Genomic DNA, 19,155 nt, shown 5'->3' on the forward strand with positions numbered 1-19,155 from the left:
GACAGGTACAGACCAGTACCAAGATAAGTCAGTCGTTGTTAGCCTAATGCGATGGCTAAGAAGACGACCGAACTTTCACCCCTCCACGCGGAGGCGAAACAACTGCTAGACAAGTCCTGGGAGGAGGTTCTCGCAATCGAGGATCTTGAAGTCGCCAGAGATGCCGTCCTGTCGCCGACGATCTATTCACTTGTCACGGATGGGGGCAGCACCTATCCCTTTATGTTGCTCACCCAGATCCTCGGCAAGGCAGCCGATCCTCAGCTCAATGCTGTATGCATCCAAGAGAGTTCTGAGTTCGAAGGAGCGTGGGACGCCCGAAGCCTTGCGTCCCGGGTGGTCGTCGAGTGGAACAAGTCAGTTGAGAGGCCATTTCAGGGCGCCAATGACGATCCGTACGTTAACAATCCCGCGCGCTACAAGAATTTTGGCACGGAGATGAGAGCGAAAGCGGGGAAGCAGGATGTCTACGACGCACTTGCCGGATTGGTTCAGTCCGCTGAAGACGGCGGACAGGCGGAAGCTAAGCGCCTCATCAAGCTCATTTTGATCGAGGCCCGACGGTCATTAGAAGCCAACAAACGGGACTACTTCGGTCCAGCGAGAATTAGCGTGGACGGCATAATGAACATCGTTATGCGGTTCTTGTCTGTGCGTTCCAATGGCGTGCGCTTGCAGTTAACTTGTTACGCGCTATATCAAGCTCTTGCCGAAGCCAATCCATCGCTAGGCGAAGTGACATCCGCGCCAACGAACGCCGCTGACCTTAGCTCCAATCGAACCGGCGACGTTGAGTGCAGCCGCGACGGCAATGTTTCTCTAGCTGTAGAGATCAAGGATCGACCGATTCGACTGGGCGATCTGACGGCAACTGTTCTAAAAGCTCGAAAGAACAACGTTGACAACGTGCTCTTCGTCGGCTTCTCCAATCCCTTGTTCGATGATGAGGACGGGGTGATTGGCAAAGCTGCCGGAGAATTCGCACGCGGCATCGACGTAAACTTTACGCACTTCGAGCAACACGTCTTTCAGATCCTGCTACAGCTCTCGCCAGAGCAACGCGCCGCTTTTCTCAGGAAAGTTCACGACGCCCTACATGAGAAGGGCGCAGCATACTTACACGTGAAGCACTGGATGGAATTACTCAAGGACATCTAGTCCGCAGCGAGCAGCTATCTTGCGAACTTGAGCACTTGCTTTGCCACTACCGCCGCAAATGCTGGTGGGACGGCGTTACCGATTTGCGTGTAACGCTGGTTCCTTCGTCCAACGAACTCAAACCAGTCTGGGAATGTCTGGAGGCGTGCAGATTGCTTCACAGTTAGTCTTGCGCAACCTTCTACGTCACCTTGTCGCGGCTTACCACCGCGCATTAGATGCGCGTGGTACTTCCGTAGCACACCGTCAGGATCGAGTATGTGAGTTCGATTCCCACCGGCTGAAGCAGGAATGGTGAAAGAAGGAGCGTCCATGTCGAGCGGACGCCCTTTACCATTCAGCAGCATGCCCGCAAACGGACTACGCCGGAGAATTGGATTCTTCGCATAGACGACGCGCGCACGATTCGGCTCGTCCTCTGGGCAGTCGCTGAGCGCTTCTGCCACAGTTCGATGCGATTGCTTCCGTCCCGCACCGTGAGTTGGATTAGGGAACTTAAAGTCATCCCTATCGCGCATCCCCACAACGATCAATCGCAGGCGCTTCTGCGGGACGCCGTAGTCCGCAGCATTAAGCACCTTCCACTGAATCTTGTATCCGAGCTTCGCCAGCTCCCGCACCTTCTCCTCGAGATACGGAAGGAAGCGAGCAGTAGCTAATCCATGAACATTTTCCAGCATGAAGGCTTTCGGTTTGACCTCACGCACAGCACGAACGAATTGCGGGACCATGTCGCGCAGATCGTCGTTCCCTAGTTGCTTACCAGACACCGAGAACGGCTGGCACGGCGGTCCGCCTGCGACGAGATCAACAGCACCTCGATACTTCTTGAAATTTACCTCTCTGACATCCCCGCAGAGATGATCAACGCCAGGCATATTGCGGGCGTGCGTGTCCATAGCCGTGCGCTCGTACTCAACGGCGGCGACAACATCCCACCCAGCCGTCTTCAGCCCAAGCGAAAGCCCCCCTGCACCGCAGAACAAATCTATCGCCTTCATGCGTTGCCCCCATCCAATGTCAATAGCCTTTGCGGATTCCCACCAAACTTGGGCGCGATTGCGCCACCACGAGGACGCTTTGCTGGAATCTCAATCCGTGAAAGAGCAGCGCGGTAATCAATCCCGGCCTCGCCGAGTTCTCCTAAAAGGACCGCGATGACTGCCAAATGCGCCGGGACCTGTTGCTGTCTGGCGTAGTTGGATAGGGACACGCGATTCATGTTCAAGAGGTCGGCGAACGCAGTCAGCGTTAGCCCCGCTTTCCGCACGTTCCGGTGGAATTCGTCGTACTTCACGCAGGCAATCATACTTGGGAATTCTTCACCAAGCTATGAATTTGTGTCACAAATTAGTGACATTTGAGTGCGCCGACAGTTCGGCTATACCCGCGACCCGCAACCGTGTCTGGTTGCCCCGCCCGAGGCTTGAATCGCCCCGGGATTCCCGGAAGCGGACCCAGTCGAGTGTGGCCAGCTCGACGGCCTCGTGGTATTGCCAAGACTTCTGGTAGATCACCTCGACCTTGTACAACCCGTTGATCGCCTCGGCCAGTACATTCTCATGGCTGTCGCCGACGCTGCCGACGGACGGCGCTGTGATGGATCAGCGCCTCCTCGCTGTCTTTTGCGTCGGGCATGCAGCGCCTGTTCCAGCGCGTCGAGCGCTAAGTCCGTGCGGGCCGAGCTGGAGACCTTCCAGCCCACGATGCGGCTTGCTCGTCGATAAAAGATAAAAGGGGGACGGAGGCAATTAAGAGACGTGATTACCTCCGTCCACTTTGATTGACGCCCAGATCAGGTTGATCGACGACGCAGGGTTCGGATCGACGCGTGGCCAGGTAGAGTCCGACAAGGCCCACTGCTGTGCTGTCCATGATGCGCACTGCGTTGGCCAGTTCTGCGTCGCTGCAGCTGAAGTTGCCGCACCAGTAGGCCCGGCAGAGGGGGCCATCAATGTCGATATGCTCGTCCATGGCTGTCACGTTCGCGCAGTTTGGACCTCGCGGATATCAGCGGCTGGATCGGGGTTCTGTAGGTGCTTGCCACTGGTGGGGTCGGGCATTGCTGCGCCCGGCCAAAACAGCTTTGGGAAGACGAGCTGGCCTCTTCTAAGTCACCGCTTTCCGTGCTCGGACATCTGCAGTAGCTCGGTGATGTCACCTTCCAAGACTTGGGCTAGCAGCTCAAGACCATCGATGGAAACGTCGGTAGCGCGGCGTTTAAGCCGCGGTACGCGCGTCCGAGGGAATTCGGTCGTATTGGCCTGATGCCTTCTGCTTGGCGGGGCCGACCTAAAAGGCATCTGTCTCCAAGACAGAACAGACCCATTTCTTGATTGGTAAGACAACGTGTCCTGCTCTTAAGCCACTCGCTAGCGGGAGGCCCGGCCTGCTGAACTTGGTCCACGAACAGCAATCGCCTTCTCAAACCGCCTTACAAAGCCAACTAGGTCCTGATCGCAGGCTTGGCAATATTCGCGCAGTTGCAGCAAGTCCAGCCGTCGTCCACCTCGTTCGACGTCGCTGATATAGGACTGTGATCGCTCCAACAGCGAGGCCAGTTCGGCCTGCTTCAGACCAGCCTTGTTCCTGACTTCAATTAGCAGTTCAAGCAGCGTTTGGTATTCGGGTTTGTGGATCGACTTGGCGGGCATTGTGGCGTCATGACTGGAAGGCCACGCCCACCCTATATCCGGTTTTTCGGTATCTGAAAAACAGATACATATGAATGGATATGCTCGCGATCCGCTTCCTTCTAAAGGGCGAGTCGGTTAGGCCCACCAGCGATCTTCTCCTCAAACCGGCTCACAAAGCCGACTAAGTCTTGGTCGCAGGCCAAGCAGAAGTCGCGTAGTTGGAGCAGATCCATCCTTCGAGAACCGCGCTCGACGTCGCTGACATATGACTGCTTTCTCCCCAGCAGTGCGGCCAGATCGGCCTGGTTTGGGTGGGCTTTGATGCGCATCTCGCGTAGCAGCCCCTGCAGCACTTTGTACTCAGCTTTGTGGATCGATTTGGGAGACATCACGGCTTCTCAGATGGTAGGCCGCACCCAACCTATATCTGGTTTCCAAATATCTGAAAAGCAGATATGATCATTCCTGCGGGGGCACCGACTTGCTGACGGGTTCATGCCGGGGACGGTCGGCGGGACACGCCGGTCGGCCGAGGGTGCTGACCAGCAGATATAGCCGCCACCTGTGCAAGCCATAAATGGGACAGAGCTTTGCCGACGACCTTGCCAACTCCGGGGTATGACCGGACTGGCAGTTCGAAAGGGCCAACTAAGGGGAGGGACGCAGCATGAAGCCACGCACGCTACGCAACGCTATTTCCATCGCTTTGCTCGTGGCCGTCACCGGTACCAGCGAGTGGGCCATGGCCCAGGACACCACGACAGACACGGCCACGCAGGGCAGGGCGCCGGTGACCAAGGCGCCCGCCAAGACGCCACCGAAAAAAGCGACCGACAAGTCCGCCGCACCAGCGGCCACCAACCTGCAGACCGTGACCGTCACCGGCACACGCATCCGCGGCGGCACCACGCCATCGCCCGTCATCACCATCGGCAGCGAGCAGATCCAGCAGGAAGGTTTCACCGATCTCGGCGAAGTGATCCGCAGCGTGCCGCAGAACTTTACTGGCGGGCAGAACCCGGGCGTGACCGGCGCTACAGGGGGCTTCGGCAATCAGAATTTCACCGGCGGCTCCGCTTTGAACCTGCGTGGGCTGGGCGCCGACGCATCGTTGACGCTGCTCAACGGGCGCCGCCTGGCCTATGACGGGTTTTCCCAGGCCGTGGATATCAGCGCCATCCCGGTGGAGGCTGTCGAGCGCCTGGAAATCGTCCCCGACGGTGCGTCGGCTATCTACGGCTCGGATGCGGTGGGTGGGGTGGCCAATGTGATCCTCAAGCGCGACTTCGATGGGGTGACCGTGGGAGCGCGCTACGGTGGCGCGACCGGGGGCGGACTGGCGACGCGGGAGTACACCGCGACCGCCGGCACCACTTGGGCGAGCGGTGGGTTGATCGCAACGTTAAAGGATGCCGATGCCGGTCCCATCTACGCGCGTCAGCGCAGTTACACCAAGTATCTGAGTGACCCGTACACGATCTACAACGGCAGCGATTCGCGTAGTGGCCTTGTCAGCGTCCATCAGTCGATGGGCGATGTGGCTGAACTGAGGCTTGACGCGCTCGGGACGAAGCGCGGCATGACGGGAGATACTCCCATTCGGGCGGACTCCTACTATCGCTACACACCGGATACGTCGATTGGGTTGGTTTCGCCAAGTATCGAGTTCTTTCTTCGAAACGACTGGTCCATCACTTTCGGTGGAACGTACGGGAAGGACGATACTGTCGATGAGTACCATGTCGTGTCGGCGGCGGGGAGCCGCCTTGACACTCAGACCTGGTACCGCAACAAGAGCCGTTCCTGGGAGATCGGCGCCGAAGGACCGCTGTTTCCGGTCGGGGAAGGGGAGGCGCGCCTGGCTGTCGGTGCCGGGTCGCGGACAAACGAATTCAGGGTCGTGCCAAAGGTTTCCGGCAGCCCTTACGGCGGCGACGAGCGGGCCCGGTTTGCCTACGCCGAGCTGGACGTTCCGTTCGTTTCGCCTTCCTCGGGTGTCCCGGGCGTCCATCGCCTGGAATTCAGTGCGGCGATGCGTGGCGAGGACTATGCCAGTTTTGGCCGGGTGGCCACGCCGAAATTCGGAGTGATCTACGATCCTGCCGCCGACCTCACGCTCAAGGCCTCTTGGGGAAAGTCGTTCAAAGCACCGCTGCTGTATCAGCGCTACGCCGACAAAACCGTCTATCTGTGGAGCGCCTCCATGGTGGGCGCGGGCGGCAGCCCCGCCGATGCCACCGCCCTGATGTCCGTTGGCGGCAACCGCGACCTGCAGGCCGAGCGGGCACGGACTTGGAATGCCTCGTTGGCACTGCATCCGGAAGCCCTGCCGGGGTTGGAGGCCGAACTGACCTGGTTCGACATCGACTACATGGACCGGGTGGCCAATCCGGTCATCTACCAGCAGGCGCTGAGCGACCCGGCCTATGCGGACTCGGACTTTGTGGATCGGTCGCCGACGCCCGAGCGGATTCAGGAGTTTTTCGCGGTTTACGGTGCCGCCTTCTACAACTATTCCGGCAGGGTCTACGACCCGAGCAAGGTGGTGGCGATTATCCATGACGAGTACGTGAACGCAGCACGGCAGCGGATCAAGGGCTTCGATCTGTCAGGTTCGTACCGCTTCGGTCTTGGCAGCGGTCAGCTGACAGTGCGCGGATCGGCCAGTTGGCTCGATAGTGCGCAGACAACCAGTGTCGGCCAGCCCGAGCAAACACTCGCCGGTACCGTGTTCAATCCGGCCAAGCTCAAGGGTCGTGTCGGTGCGGTTTGGGTCTCGGGGGGCTTCAGCGCGTCGGGCTTCGTCAACTACACCGGTGGGGTAACCAACCGCCTCCCGACGGTGACGCAGAAGACCGCGTCGTTCACCACGGTGGACACCACGCTCAATTACGACATCGGTAAGCGCGCCGGCGCCTTGTCGGGGCTAACGCTCGGGTTGTCGGTGCAGAACCTGCTGAATCGCATGCCTCCGCTTTATACCGCGCTGTATGCGACATACGTGCCGTACGACGCTACCAACTACTCGGCAATCGGACGCTTCGTCAGCGTTTCGGTTTCCAAGCACTGGTAGGAGGGGACATGGAACTTTTCCATCAATCGGCCGCGTGGGCGGCCGTGACGGCACGCATGTGTCTGGATTTTTCGACCAGGAAGCACAGCACATATTGGATTTTGACGCTTGCACTTGTCGTACTTGGCATGACTGTCGTCGGGCCGTTGCACGCGGAGACGATTTCGCCGCGACGCCTACTGGAGGTGACCGACCTGGGCAATCCGGTGATCTCGCACGATGGGCGGTATGTGGCATTCCGGACCGAGCGGGCCTCAATCGAACGCAATACCTACGACACCACGTGGTGCGTACAGGCCGTGGACGGGAAATCTCCACCTCTCCGTGTAGCGGATGGAGGCCTGCCGTTGCGCCAGTACGACACCGGAGGCGTGCTGCCATCACCGGCTGCCTGGTCGCCGGATGGAAAGTGGATCTACTATCGTGCCCGTCTCAATGGCCGGGTCTCCGTCTGGCGCGCAGCAGCGAACGGGTCAGGGACTCGCGCGGTGACGTCCGATCTGGCGGACGTTCGGGACTTCACGCTGAGCAATGATGGTGAAACGCTGATGTACAGCGTTGGCCCGACGCGGAAAGAAGTCGTCGCCGCGGAAGAGTTCGAATATGACCGCGGCATCCGCATCGACGACACGGTGAATGTTGCCGCCGGGTTGTTCCGATCGAGCAGGCTCGATGGGCGACCGGCTACACAACGGTTCCAGGGAGCTTGGTTCTCGATGGGGCCATTGCTGGCGAAGGTGCCGGATCGTTGGAAAGCCGTCGACCTGGCAACGATGACAACCCGGGACCTGTCCATACCAGAGTTGCCGGCGCGCCCACTGATGCCGGCCGATCTTTCGCCCAATCTGCCGGCAGCGCCGATCAAGAACATGGACGGCCTGCGCTACGAGATAGTCCGGAATCCAGATGATGGACGCATCGCGGTGCTGTTGCCTGGACACAAGGACAAGGGAATGGCGATGGGTCGGTATGTCGAGCTGGCTATGTTGCCGGACAGGCATGCCTCGCATCCGGTCTACTGTACGGCCAAGCTGTGCCGCCACAAAGAGATCATGGACATCCAGTGGCGGCCGGGGAGCGACGACGTCCTGTTCACCATCGACGATTATGACAAGGGACATGCGCAATCCATTTACGGATGGAATGTCGTAACGGGTGTCGTGCGGCCCATCGTGCTTTCCCATGGGCTTATCAGCGGAAGCCAGCGCTACTGGGATATTCCCTGCGCACTGTCGTCCGACGCGTTGGTGTGTGTGGCTGCGGAAGCCGATCATCCGCCGCGTCTCGAGGCGATTGATGTTGAGAGCGGCCATCGACGGGTCTTGTTCGCGCCGAACGAGGGATTGGGGGCGGATATCGCGGCTACGGTGCCGGCAAAGTTGATCCGCTGGAAGGACGCACAGGGACGGGAGTTCACCGGCCAGCTTTTTGAAGCGCGCGGAACAGGCGCCGGCCATCCGCCACCGTTGTTCGTCACGTTCTACAGCTGTGATGGATTTTTGCGCGGTGGGCTGGGTAATGAGTGGCCGCTTGCCACACTGGCCGAGGATGGGATCTCGGCGCTATGCATCAACGCCATCTCGGGTCTTGGCCTTGGCATCGTGGCGCACTACGACCAGGGGCGCGCGGCCGTCGAGAGCGTTGTGAAGCTCCTATCCGCCGAAGGGCGCATTGATCGCACACGTGTCGGCATGGGTGGGCTTAGCTATGGCAGCGAGGCGACACTGTGGACGCTGGAACATTCGGATGTGGTGAGTGCTGCATCCGTCAGCAGTAGTTCGGTGACGCCAACCTATTATCTCTTCAACAGTCTGCGGGATGCCTTCCGTTCCACTCTTCGGAAAAGTTGGCAGCTCGGCGCGCCAGACGAGACGCCCGAACAGTGGAGGAAAATCTCGCCCGCGTATCAGATCGGCAGGATCAAGGCGCCGATCCTGTTCCAGATGATCGAGCAGGAGTATCGAATGGCCTTGGACTACGCACTACCGTTGGAGCGCAGACACCAGGCGGATATCTATGTGTTCCCCGACGAGCCCCATATCAAGTTCCAGCCAAAGCACAAGCTGGCGGTTTACGAACGCAACGTCGATTGGTTTCGCTTCTGGCTGCAGGGGTATAAAGACCCGGATCCGGACAAGGCTGGGCAGTACCGCATTTGGCGTGAAATGAAGAACGCCGCAAAACATCGTTTTGGTACGGACTCTCACGATGGATCGTAATCTTGTTGACGCGCCCAGTTCTCGGCCGCGCACAGGTCGAAGATGCGAAGAAACGACAGGTCCCGGGGCGCAAGGTCCTTGGCGAAGAAATTCGCCAATGCGGAGTGGTCTAGCAGATCATGTGCACATAGCTGCCCTTCCTCGAGGAATTCACGCATCTTCGGCTTGTTGCGCGTGTAGACGGTGGCCATATAGCCGGTATACGAGCCTTTGCTGCGTCGATCGAGAATGCCGCGTGGCAGACAATCAGCAAAGGCTTGGCGGGCAACCGCACGGTTTCGACCGTCGGCGATCCACATCCAGGTCGGGACTTTCAGGCAGGCTTCCATGACGGGCTGGGACAACAGCGGAAAGTGTACGGAGCGTTCCGGGCCGCGTGGTCCGGCATCCCTGAATAGCTGATTTCCGATCAGGTCATGAATTTTCTCGCGATCACCGGGCAGCGCGCCCGGGGGTGCGTCTATCCAGGGATGATGCTCCGAGATTGTTGCCGCACAGGCTGGGTTGAGCAGCGTGCGATCTTCTTTCCAAGTCGCACGTGGCCGGCGCAGCACTTTCTTGAGGGTCAATCGGCCGGCCTTGAAGACCGTGCATCGGTGAAGGGTGGCAAGGTTTCCGATGGTAGCGATGCCTGCCATGACGCCACGCTCCTGGAACGCGTCGGCGGCGGGCGTGGCGGTCTTCAGGTAGCCGAAGACGGTATCGCCGCCGGCACCCGAAAAGAAGCCGTCCACGCCATACCGGTTGCCTGCGGCTTCCCATGCCTCGTTGACAGCGTGTTGTAGGATTCCGATCGCGGGCAAGACGGACGAGCGGGGCACGGGAAATTCGAGGTGGACATTTTCGAACCCGACTTCCACCGAGAAGAGTTCCCGTTCCAGTGCCTCCGTTACCAACTGGGCGTATGGGCGCTCGTCGGTTCCGGCCATGGGCATGACCAGGGTGCAAAAGGTGGCACGCAGCAAAGCATGGCGTAGGCACGTGGCAACGATGGACGAGTCCAGCCCACCCGACAGCTCGACCAAAAACCTATCGTTACCCGTGGATAAAACCCTGACCGCGCTGGATACGGCACTCCGGACATCTTCGGCGGCCACATGAGGGTCTGTGTGCCGAATGCCTTTTTCCACGAAGCGCCACGGCGACCAGGCGGAGCGAACCGAAACATCCCTTCCCCGGCAGGCCAGGATACTGCCTGGAAGCAATTCCCTGACGCGCTGCAGTGCCGTACGCGCCGTCTTGAGGTGGGGAAAGGTGAGGCCGTGTGCGATGGCCTGCCAGTTTACCGCCCTGCGATAGAGTCCCAGGTCGATGGCAAGGCCGATGTCCGAAGTAATGAAGCCTTCGCCATCGGCGAGCGAATAGACGCATGGCACGGCGCCAGAAGGGTCACGTAACAAAGTGATCGCCGAGATGTTGTCGCGGTCACCAAGAATGGCGAGATAGTTGCCCCAAGTGTTTTGCAGCAGTCGACTGGCGAGTTCGCGCGCCGAGCCACCGATATCCAGAGGTTGTGAGATGAGCTGGCCGTCTTTGGTGAAAACCTGGCCGATGAGCAGGCCGTGCCCGTGTATTGCAAGAGTAGGGACATCAATGGAAGCGAGGACCCTGACCGACGCTGATTCAAGCTTGCAGATCATTCCTTCGGCGCGCAGGAGCCTGTCCAGTTGAAACGTGTAGTCCGTGCTCCGGTTCAATCTTTCGCCGAGAAAGATGATATAGCGGTATTTCATCAGACCATCCTGATGGGGGTGTGCGCATGGGCGTCGGAGAGTGTTTCATTCAAGACAATGTCGCCGGCCTGTACCCAGCAATGCGCTGCGAAGGGATCCGGCATCACGCCGAAAACGATATTCGCCGATAGTCCACGTCGCGAAAGGAACCGAAGCAGGGACAAGGAATCCAGGAGGCAGATCGGTTCGATGGGCACATAGCGGCGCGCACGAGCGAATTGTCCGGTTGCCTGAAGCAGGTTGTCTTCAGGAGCGGCGGGTGTAGCGACCTCGTGCGCGCCTATTTTTCTGTCGCGGTATGCGCTGGCTTCGTCGAGATTCGTTTTGAGTGCACGAGTCTTCAGTTGGCGACGAGTCCAGCAGACGATCGCCATGACTTCGAAGACAATGGCCATACCGATCCGTTGACCCGCCATCGTGGCGGGTTGCTCGATTGCGCTGCAAGTCGGGCGCCGGATGTTCGCTATTGCGGTACGAGCTTTCAGGCTCGGTGCCTCGACCAGTATCCGCGCGGCCACGAGGCCATCCACTAGCGTGGGGGCGACATCTTCACTTGCCTGGAAGCGTCGCATGGCGTTCTCAAGAGCGCCAGTCAGCTTGAAGTACCGATCTTGCGCGACGTCGAGAAAAATCAGGTGTCCGTCGACGTCACAGTACGAGAGGTTTTCCCTGAGCCGATAGTGCATCGCCCGTTCCTCGGAATAGGGCGCGCACCACGGTGCGCGCCCTAGAGGGGTTACTCCTCGGAAATGCCGGGAATCATCGGAAGGCCGGGCCCGGTCGGCTCGATACCGCCAGCCTGTCCCTTCGTCTCGACGCTGGCAACACCGAGTACGATGACCTCCTCCGGCGTGTCGTTGCAGATGTTCTCGTTTGTGTTCATCTCGATCTCCTGCGTTCACGTCATGGCGGTTCCATGACGCGGCCAGCCTAGGAGTCGGAAATTTTGATTTTCAAATGATTTTTGCGCTGTCATCCGGTGATTATTCTGGAAGCGCGACGGTCGTCCTGTAATGCCGGGTTCTGCTTCGACGCCTCTTCGGCTGGCGGCATAGCCGCACATTACGCACACCGCTGAACTTGATCGATGAACCTACCGCTCTCGTGATCAACTCGCTGGAGCTGATCAGCTTCGGGCTGCGCTGTACGTGAAGCTCCTCGACATTAGTTCTGAGGCATTCACCCACTCATCGCCATGCAGTGAAGTAAGCAGGAGACGTGTAAGGGAATGCCCTTTTCTTTTGTAGGTGAATTCTTATTCACTCGGGTAGACTCTCATTTTTGATCCACTGCCGAAGAGCACAATCATGGCTATTAATCTTGAAACGCTGTCTCCTGCCGAACTCAAGGCACTCATCGCAAATGCCCAATCGCAGATGCAGGCTGCTCACGTCAATCACGTCAAAGAGGTACGGGAAAAAATCGAGCGTTTGCTGAAAAGCAGCGGCCTCACCCTGGCCGACGTGTATCCGACACGTAGCGGCAAAGGCGCCAAGGGGCCGAAGTCGGTAGTAGCCCCCAAGTATCGCGACCCTGCGAACGCCACGCAGACATGGTCAGGTCGTGGCAAGCGGCCGTTGTGGTTCGTGCAGGCCTTGAAGAAGCGCGGTGTCACCGCCGAGAGCCTCCTGATCGATGGAGCACCCAAGGCGGCTCCGGCGAAGGCCGTCAAGAAAGGCGCTGCCAAGAAAGTTGCAAAGACCGCTGCCAAGAAAGCGGCCTGAGGCCTAGGCGAGCCACGTTCCGCGGCGCAGGTGAAAACCTGCGCCCGGAATTCGGGCGTCTTTCCAGGCCCTCCGAAAAGCGGCTGTTTGAGGCCCGGCTGTCGGGGGGCAACGCCGTAACGGGCAATCGCTATGGTCCCGCAAAGCGGACCGCTGGCAGAGGACATCGGCGAGACCTAGCGAAGGTAGTCGCTGCCCTCGCTCAGCAAGGCCACGATGCACGGCACGAGTTTCTTCCGGCATTCGTGATAGTCGTGCAGTGCGGACTTCAGGGCCGGCATGTCGCGGGCCTGCCAGTGCCGGTTCAATTCCGAAAACTCTTCGAAGCCGTTTTTGAGCAATCCTTGCGCGGCCCGGCGTACCGGCGCCAGCCGGTCGTTGGCCTGCTTCACGGCGTGGTGCAAGGAGCCGTGGGCTGTCGCGCGGGCGATCGCGTCGAACAGTTGCCACGTCAGCTTGACCAGGTCGTCGCCAGCGGACGTGACCTCCAGCGGCTCCATTTTTCTGGCCACCCCCGAAACGCCAATGTCGCATGCCATCAACAACAGTCGTTCCATCCAGTCATAGAGATCGCGCATGGCGACTTCGGTGAGCAACGGAACGTGCAGTCCGCCACGGGCATGATCGACTAGCAGGGCTTCGCCGACCAGCCGATAAAGGGCGAACCGAACGGGCGTGGGGCTGGTGTTGAACTCCGCGGCGATCGTTGCCGGATCGATCCGCTGCCCGGGTGCGTAGCGTCCTGACCGCAGGGCGCGCCTGACCTGTCCGTACACGAATTCGCTCTTGGAGTGGATCGCATCCATAGCTGAACTCCATGTCTGCGGATGGTTGCTTCCCTGAGCCGGATGGTACAAGGGGCGGACGTCAGGCAAGGGACCAGACTTCCGCTCGTTGGACGGTGCACCGACTTGGGCAGCCCCATTCTGTTCTGCCGTCTGTCCGCCGCAGCCACGGCCGACCCAGTATGTCACTTTGGAGCGGACGACAGGTGTTCAATTCCGGATGCCACAGATTCGCGGAAGCTGGCACTGGCACTTCGCGAGCTTCGCTAGCGAAACTGATCATAGTAGTCGGCCAAGCTGACCAGCTTCGCCATCTTGCTATCCACCTTCGTCAGCGAGGTGCCTGTTTCGGCAACACTGTCCAACTCCGACAGCCTACTGGCCATCTGCGCTTTTCACTCGATGCATGGACTCGCCCTTCAGGTCCAGCTGGACACTGCTGTGGGGCGAATCGCTCCAGGATCGCGTCGGCCAAGCCCGGGGGCATTGATGCAGTTGTGCCAATTCTTGCCGACGGTGTGCAATTGGCGGCCGACCGCGGCATCGTAGTGTTCGGATCTGTGGTGCCCCTCTGCGTGAGATCTCCAGTGCTGGGCAATAGCTTGTATGCATGAATTCAACAGGTGCCATCGCCTCGCGGGGCGAGATTGGTTTATGGAGAGAGAGCGAATGCCACATGCATGACCGAAAGTAATCGCGAATGTGGATCGCAATAACCTGCTTGTTGAATTGGTGTCCGGGCTGGAACAAGAATGACCCGAACAAGCCGCTTCACGCACTGCGTGATGGCGCCGTGCATCCAGCAAACAGGGGAATGGCTGATGTCAGGGACGACGTGGATCGGACAGCGTGTCGTCGGCACGTGGCGCATGGACCATTCGCTCGCAATCGAGTGTGTGCCCGGAATAGATGTCCCGCTGCGCTCCATACCCATGGCCAGGACTTCCGCGCCCGCGCGCCAGGAATGGCTGATCAAGCAAATGCCACCTGCTATACCGCGGTCTTTTGCGCGGCGTGCCGCGCCGCGTCCGGTCATGTTGCTTCTTCTGGCGTTCCTGCTGACAAGCTTGTCGAGCGTGGCATGTGCAGATGATGGTTCCGGTCAGCCGATCAAGCAGATCAACGGTCCAAAAGATCCGAATAATGCGCCAGTGATCGTGCAAGGGTATACATTCGACCGCGATTCGCACTACGGCCATGGCGCTCTACTCGTAACTTCGAGCGGTGGAAACAGACACGCGACCGCCCTTTCGCCAGTGCATGTTTTTGCATCGACCAACCGGTCTCCGGCTCTGGATAACGACCCTAGCGGCTGCCAGAACAAACGTGGCGAGCCCATTCAGGTAAGCAGCGGCACCAAGCTGGAAACTTTTCCCATCTTCGCTCTGCCGGGCGAGATGGGATTGAAATATGTCCTTTACTACAACACCGCCGCTCATCCATCGCATTGGACAAGCAACTTCGGTTATTCGTTGGATACCTCCTGCGAGGACCAGATCGACAATACGACGGGGCGTTGTACTCATACCACGGCTTATCGTCCCGACGGCTCGACCCTGAAGTTCAGCGGTGGTCCGGATGCCTCGGTCTACCAGGAGACTTTCGAGAACGGTCAGAGCGTCACCAATGCCGTGGCGACGCTGAGCCGGGATCCGAACACCGGCAATTACACCCTCCAGGATGAGGATGCGTTGACCGAGGTGTACTCGTCGGCTGGTGGACTTCTGTCGATCAAGGATGCTTCCGGCATTGGCTGGACCATCGCTGCCAGCAGTAGCAGCATGATCGTCACTCATACCAATGGTCAGTCCATCACCGTTACTGGAGGTCCCGTAACCCAAACTCAGCAGAACGGCCAGAACGTCATCGGCCAAGTCGTCACGGTGACCGACCCTTCGGGTCAGACCTACACCTTCGATTACGGCGACGCCTATGCGCCCAATGCCGAAATCAGCGATGTCGCGTCCATCACTTTCCCAGGCACGCCCCCCACAGCCATTTCTTTCAAGTACAACTCGTACGCCACTCCTCCTTATGCGAACCAGCTGGTTGAATCCGATTACAACGGCGTGCCCTATGCGTACACCACGTACGTCACCGCATCTGCCAGCCCCTATTATGAATGGGCCAACAGCACGTCGCTGGCCGACGGTTCCGAGACTGTAGCGATCGCGTATGGCGCCAGCAGCGCGGGCAACCTGGCTGCGACGATCAGCAACCCGCTCGGTCACGTTTCGGTCAACACCTACGATGGGACGAATGGCACTGGTGGGGCCTACAACGCGCAATTGAGCTCCGTGAGCAACGACGCCGTGGCCGACTGTGGCGCGACCGTGGCCACCCGCGCGTACGACGTCAATGGCAACCTGTCCAAAACCGTCGACAACAACGGCAACGTCCATACCTACAACTACGCCGCCAACGGCCAGCTGCAGACGGAGACCGAGGCCTACGGCACGCCGCAGGCGCGGACCATCGATTACGTTTGGGATTCCAACCTCCAGCTCAACCGGCTGCAGAGCGTCACCGTAGAGGGCTGGTCGAAGACGACCTATACCTACAACGCGCAGAACCGGCTGGCGTCGATAGCCGTGACCAATCTTTCCGGCAATGGCGTGGCCAATCAGACGCTCACCACGAGCTACGGTTACACGCTGTATGCCAACGGCATGGTCCACACCATGACGGTCACGCATCCTTCGTTGAACAACAGCGACACCGACACGTCCACCTACGATGCGCTCGGCAACCTGACGTCCCTCGCCAACGGCCTGGGCCAGACCACCAACTACAGCAACTACAACGGGCTGGGCGAACTCGGCCATGTCGTGGGTCCCAATGGCGACGTCACCGACTACACCTACGACGCCCGCGGCCGGGTGGCGACCAAGACCATCCACCCCAATGGCAGTGCAGCCACCTGGACCTATGGCTACGACGGCTTTGGTCTTCTGGCCAGCGTCAGTGCCCCCGACGGCCAAGTGACTACGTGGAATCGCGATCCTGAGATGCGGGTCACCAGCATCACGCACAACGACAAGGACGGCACGTCCACCGAAACTTTCGGCTACGACGCAAACAACGACGTCACCAGCGATGTGGTGAGTCGTGGTGGCGTAGTCAGCTCGTCGGTGGCCGTCCAATACGACACCTTGGCCCGCCCCTATCGGAAGCAAGGCAACCACGGTCAGGTGCTCACCTACGGCTATGACGGCAACGGTAATGTGTTGTCGATGTCCGATGCCGCTGGGCACGTCACCAGTTACCAGTACGACGCGCTCGATCGCGTCACGCAGAAGACCGAGTCCGGCGGCGCCAGCCCGGCGATACCCAGCGCCGCGCCGTCGCTCAGCGCGCCTTCCACCAGCAGCGGCAGCTACACGGTGAGCTGGAGCGGCGTGAGCGGTGCCACCGGCTATTTCCTGCAGGAGCAGACGAACGGCGGCGGCTGGATCACGATCCAGAACAGCAGTGCGACCAGCCTGGCGCTCAGCAGCAAACCCAGCGCCACCTTCGGGTATCGGGTGCAGGGGTGCAACGCCACCGGCTGCGGCCCCTGGAGCAATGTCGGCAGCGTGATCGTCACGCACGTGACCGGCACGATCGACGGTGTAGCCATCGACGGCTCGGGCAATGCCGGCATCACCGGCTGGGCCTGTTCCACCGGACTGGCGCAGTCCATCAGCGTGGACTTGTACCTGGGTGGCCCCAACGGTAGCGGTACCTACATCGGGCGCTACAGCGCCGACCAGAGCAGCGAACCGGCGGTGGCCAGCGCCTGCGCCGTGAGCAGCGGCAGCTATCGCTACGACATCCCGCTGTCCACGACTACCCGCACCCAATACGTGAACCAGCCCATCTACGTATACGGCATCTCGCCGGTCGGCGCCGGCAATCTGTCGCTTGCCAATGGCGGCACCTACCATGTGCCGGTGAACGAACCGGCCGGTGCGCCCAGCCTCAACGTGCCGGCCAGCAGTGACGTCAGCCACTACACGGTGAGCTGGAGTATCGTCAGTGGCGCCACCAGCTACACCCTGCAGGAACAGGTGAACGGCGGCAGCTGGGCTACGGTGCAGAACAGCGCAGCGACCAGTTGGGGAGCCACGAGTAAGAGCAACGGTAGCTACGGCTACCGGGTGCAGGCGTGCAACAGCTCCGGCTGCGGCGCCTGGAGCGTGACGGCCACCATCACGGTCGCCATTCCCCCTGTTCCGGCCAGCGCGCCGGCGCTTAGCGTGCCGAGCGTCAGCTACACCGGTAGCTACGCGGTGAGCTGGGGTGGCGTGAGCGCGGCGACCAGCTACACCCTGCAGGAACAGGTCAATGGCGGCGGCTGGACCACTGTGCAGGCCAGCGGAGCGACCAACTGGAATACGAGCGGCCGTGGTGCGGCCACCTACGGCTATCGCGTGCAGGCGTGCAACGTCAGCGGCTGCGGCCCATGGAGCGGCACTGGGGCAGTAAACGTGAGAGCGCCAGCTTCGGCGCCGGGCTTGAGTGTACCCTCCACCAACGCCAACGGCAGCTACACCGTGAGCTGGAACGGCGTGACCGGCGCCACCGGCTACCTTTTGCAGGAACAGGTGAACGGCGGTGGCTGGGGCACGGTGCAGAACAACGCATCCACTAGCTGGGGCGCTTCGGGCAAGGTCAATGGCAGCTACGGTTACCGGGTGCAGGCTTGTGATCCGGTGGGCTGTGGCCCGTTGAGCGGTGTGGCAAGCGTAACCGTCACCATCCCGGTGCCCATTGCGATCAACGGGCAGTCGTACTCCGTGAACTATGCGATTCCGATGGGGACCACCGCGTCGGTGTCGATCGGTTTCGGAATCACTGGCGGCAACACGTGGAAAGTGTTCACCACCAAGCCCGGCGTGGGCAATAGCGGCGTGGTGGTCGCCTCGGGTGCCGTGCCGGCCACGGCCACCACCGTGCAATACACCTGGATCCAAGTGGGACCACCTAGCGGCTATACCGGTTCGGGCGGCGGCGTGACCAACCCGGCTGCTTCGCCGGTGGCCGTGAGCAGCAATCCCTCAAGCCAGTACACCAGCGGTACCTACAGTGCCCGTGTCGACCTGGTAGGCATGACCTATCAGTTGCGCGTGGATTTCTTCAACGCGGCGGGTGCCAACGTGTCCAGCTCCACCTGCACGCTGACGGCTACCCTGGCGGGGACGTACTGATGTTGCCCCGTCATCTTGCAAAGCAGGCGGCGGGTGCTTCGCATCATCCTGCCGAACCTCACATCACTGTACGGAGGATGCCTCGCATGGACGCTGTCACCAGCCATCGGCTGCCACGGAGCAGGAGGCTGACGATTCTGCTGGGCGGCCTTCTCGCCAGCCAGGCTGCGCTGGCCGATAATCCGGTAGTGACGAAGTACGCCTACGACGCGGGCGATCACGTGACCGCCGTGACCGACCCACGCGGTCTGGTCACTGCCTACAACTACGACGGGCTGGGTCAGCTGTGGCAGCAGGTCAGCCCCGACACCGGCACGACAAGCTTCGTCTACGACAGCTACGGCCGACGTTCGAGCATGACGCGCGCCGATGGCACCCAGACCAGCTACGGCTACGACGGCCTCAACCGCATGACCAGCGTCACTGCCGGCGGACAGACCCAGGCCTTCACCTACGACAGCTGCACCAATGGCATCGGTCGCCTGTGCTCAGACAGCGACGCCACCGGGGCGACGTCCTACAGCTACACGCCGGAAGGCTGGGTCGCGGGGCGCGGCTTCACCCTCGGCAGCACGACCTACGCCCTGGGTTACAGCCACGACGCGATGGGCCACGTCACCACCGTGAACTACCCGGAC

The 19,155-nt window shown here is 60.3% G+C and carries 14 protein-coding genes and 2 pseudogenes; 6 read left to right on the forward strand and 10 right to left on the reverse strand.

Annotated elements, in window-relative coordinates; translation table 11 throughout:
- Nucleotides 1-51 precede the first annotated feature (51 nt).
- Nucleotides 52-1,158 carry a restriction endonuclease, SacI family gene (locus ABIE04_RS10665; protein ID WP_354549699.1) on the forward strand — a complete coding sequence of 369 codons (1,107 nt, stop codon included), beginning with the start codon at nucleotides 52-54 and terminating at the stop codon, nucleotides 1,156-1,158.
- 14 nt (nucleotides 1,159-1,172) lie between these two features.
- Here the strand turns inward: ABIE04_RS10665 and ABIE04_RS10670 are convergent, their stop codons facing one another.
- The 6 genes and pseudogenes from ABIE04_RS10670 to ABIE04_RS10695 all read right to left on the reverse strand — a co-directional run bounded on the left by ABIE04_RS10670 (nucleotide 1,173) and on the right by ABIE04_RS10695 (nucleotide 4,183).
- Nucleotides 1,173-2,159: a DNA cytosine methyltransferase gene (locus tag ABIE04_RS10670; protein WP_354549701.1), complete on the reverse strand. Its 987-nt coding sequence runs from the start codon at nucleotides 2,157-2,159 to the stop codon at nucleotides 1,173-1,175.
- Nucleotides 2,156-2,455 carry a hypothetical protein gene (locus ABIE04_RS10675; protein WP_354549703.1) on the reverse strand — a complete coding sequence of 100 codons (300 nt, stop codon included), beginning with the start codon at nucleotides 2,453-2,455 and terminating at the stop codon, nucleotides 2,156-2,158. Before ABIE04_RS10675 ends, ABIE04_RS10670 begins: the two co-directional genes overlap by 4 nt.
- A 157-nt stretch (nucleotides 2,456-2,612) precedes the next feature.
- Nucleotides 2,613-2,941 (reverse strand): annotated as a pseudogene (locus ABIE04_RS10680) (IS3 family transposase); the annotation flags it as partial.
- Entirely contained in the window at nucleotides 2,923-3,132 is a 210-nt protein-coding gene (locus ABIE04_RS10685) for a hypothetical protein (protein WP_354549705.1), read from the reverse strand. The pseudogene ABIE04_RS10680 and the gene ABIE04_RS10685, both read right to left, overlap by 19 nt.
- Before the next feature lie 398 nt (nucleotides 3,133-3,530).
- A complete protein-coding gene (locus tag ABIE04_RS10690) occupies nucleotides 3,531-3,812 on the reverse strand; it encodes a helix-turn-helix domain-containing protein (RefSeq protein WP_354549707.1) in 282 nt (93 codons plus the stop codon).
- 101 nt (nucleotides 3,813-3,913) lie between these two features.
- Nucleotides 3,914-4,183 carry a helix-turn-helix domain-containing protein gene (locus tag ABIE04_RS10695; protein WP_354549709.1) on the reverse strand — a complete coding sequence of 90 codons (270 nt, stop codon included), beginning with the start codon at nucleotides 4,181-4,183 and terminating at the stop codon, nucleotides 3,914-3,916.
- A gap of 278 nt (nucleotides 4,184-4,461) precedes the next feature.
- On the opposite strand from ABIE04_RS10695, the gene ABIE04_RS10700 reads away from it, so the two are divergent.
- Together ABIE04_RS10700 and ABIE04_RS10705 are read left to right on the forward strand one after the other, a co-directional pair.
- Entirely contained in the window at nucleotides 4,462-6,867 is a 2,406-nt protein-coding gene (locus ABIE04_RS10700; protein ID WP_354549711.1) for a TonB-dependent receptor, read from the forward strand.
- An 8-nt stretch (nucleotides 6,868-6,875) separates the two neighbouring features.
- Nucleotides 6,876-9,086, forward strand: a complete 2,211-nt coding sequence (locus ABIE04_RS10705; RefSeq protein ID WP_354549714.1) for an Atxe2 family lasso peptide isopeptidase — start codon at nucleotides 6,876-6,878, stop codon at nucleotides 9,084-9,086.
- Here the strand turns inward: ABIE04_RS10705 and ABIE04_RS10710 are convergent.
- From ABIE04_RS10710 to ABIE04_RS10720, 3 genes are read right to left on the reverse strand one after another with little or no spacing between them, the layout of a single operon-like run.
- Nucleotides 9,071-10,819 (reverse strand): asparagine synthase-related protein, encoded by a 1,749-nt coding sequence (locus ABIE04_RS10710; protein WP_354549716.1) that lies wholly within the window; start codon nucleotides 10,817-10,819, stop codon nucleotides 9,071-9,073. The two genes, ABIE04_RS10705 and ABIE04_RS10710, sit on opposite strands and share 16 nt — an antisense overlap.
- Entirely contained in the window at nucleotides 10,819-11,505 is a 687-nt protein-coding gene (locus ABIE04_RS10715) for a lasso peptide biosynthesis B2 protein (RefSeq protein WP_354549718.1), read from the reverse strand. The genes ABIE04_RS10710 and ABIE04_RS10715 overlap by 1 nt, the downstream gene beginning before the upstream one ends.
- Before the next feature lie 50 nt (nucleotides 11,506-11,555).
- Nucleotides 11,556-11,702 carry a benenodin family lasso peptide gene (locus ABIE04_RS10720; RefSeq protein WP_354549720.1) on the reverse strand — a complete coding sequence of 49 codons (147 nt, stop codon included), beginning with the start codon at nucleotides 11,700-11,702 and terminating at the stop codon, nucleotides 11,556-11,558.
- 424 nt (nucleotides 11,703-12,126) lie between these two features.
- Between ABIE04_RS10720 and ABIE04_RS10725 the strand changes: the two genes are divergently transcribed.
- Nucleotides 12,127-12,543: an H-NS histone family protein gene (locus ABIE04_RS10725; protein WP_354549722.1), complete on the forward strand. Its 417-nt coding sequence runs from the start codon at nucleotides 12,127-12,129 to the stop codon at nucleotides 12,541-12,543.
- A 176-nt stretch (nucleotides 12,544-12,719) separates the two neighbouring features.
- Here the strand turns inward: ABIE04_RS10725 and ABIE04_RS10730 are convergent, their stop codons facing one another.
- Nucleotides 12,720-13,349, reverse strand: a complete 630-nt coding sequence (locus ABIE04_RS10730) for a GntR family transcriptional regulator (RefSeq protein ID WP_354549725.1) — start codon at nucleotides 13,347-13,349, stop codon at nucleotides 12,720-12,722.
- A 731-nt stretch (nucleotides 13,350-14,080) separates the two neighbouring features.
- Between ABIE04_RS10730 and ABIE04_RS10735 the strand changes: the two genes are divergently transcribed.
- Nucleotides 14,081-18,517 (forward strand): chitinase N-terminal domain-containing protein, encoded by a 4,437-nt coding sequence (locus ABIE04_RS10735; protein ID WP_354549727.1) that lies wholly within the window; start codon nucleotides 14,081-14,083, stop codon nucleotides 18,515-18,517.
- Between the two features lie 86 nt (nucleotides 18,518-18,603).
- Nucleotides 18,604-19,155, forward strand: a pseudogene (locus ABIE04_RS10740) (hypothetical protein); the annotation flags it as partial.

Origin of the sequence: Rhodanobacter soli, from assembly GCF_040548735.1 — a bacterium.
Lineage (GTDB): Bacteria > Pseudomonadota > Gammaproteobacteria > Xanthomonadales > Rhodanobacteraceae > Rhodanobacter > Rhodanobacter soli_A.

Bases quoted from the DNA above. Each gene is read 5' to 3' on its own strand.
- ABIE04_RS10665 (WP_354549699.1), top strand. From the start codon at position 52: ATGGCTAAGAAGACGACCGAACTTTCACCCCTCCACGCGGAGGCGAAA.
- ABIE04_RS10670 (WP_354549701.1), bottom strand. From the start codon at position 2,159: ATGAAGGCGATAGATTTGTTCTGCGGTGCAGGGGGGCTTTCGCTTGGG.
- ABIE04_RS10720 (WP_354549720.1), bottom strand. From the start codon at position 11,702: ATGAACACAAACGAGAACATCTGCAACGACACGCCGGAGGAGGTCATC.
- ABIE04_RS10690 (WP_354549707.1), bottom strand. From the start codon at position 3,812: ATGCCCGCCAAGTCGATCCACAAACCCGAATACCAAACGCTGCTTGAA.
- ABIE04_RS10725 (WP_354549722.1), top strand. From the start codon at position 12,127: ATGGCTATTAATCTTGAAACGCTGTCTCCTGCCGAACTCAAGGCACTC.
- ABIE04_RS10735 (WP_354549727.1), top strand. From the start codon at position 14,081: ATGACCCGAACAAGCCGCTTCACGCACTGCGTGATGGCGCCGTGCATC.
- ABIE04_RS10715 (WP_354549718.1), bottom strand. From the start codon at position 11,505: ATGCACTATCGGCTCAGGGAAAACCTCTCGTACTGTGACGTCGACGGA.
- ABIE04_RS10710 (WP_354549716.1), bottom strand. From the start codon at position 10,819: ATGAAATACCGCTATATCATCTTTCTCGGCGAAAGATTGAACCGGAGC.
- ABIE04_RS10700 (WP_354549711.1), top strand. From the start codon at position 4,462: ATGAAGCCACGCACGCTACGCAACGCTATTTCCATCGCTTTGCTCGTG.
- ABIE04_RS10695 (WP_354549709.1), bottom strand. From the start codon at position 4,183: ATGTCTCCCAAATCGATCCACAAAGCTGAGTACAAAGTGCTGCAGGGG.
- ABIE04_RS10705 (WP_354549714.1), top strand. From the start codon at position 6,876: ATGGAACTTTTCCATCAATCGGCCGCGTGGGCGGCCGTGACGGCACGC.
- ABIE04_RS10685 (WP_354549705.1), bottom strand. From the start codon at position 3,132: ATGGACGAGCATATCGACATTGATGGCCCCCTCTGCCGGGCCTACTGG.
- ABIE04_RS10730 (WP_354549725.1), bottom strand. From the start codon at position 13,349: ATGGATGCGATCCACTCCAAGAGCGAATTCGTGTACGGACAGGTCAGG.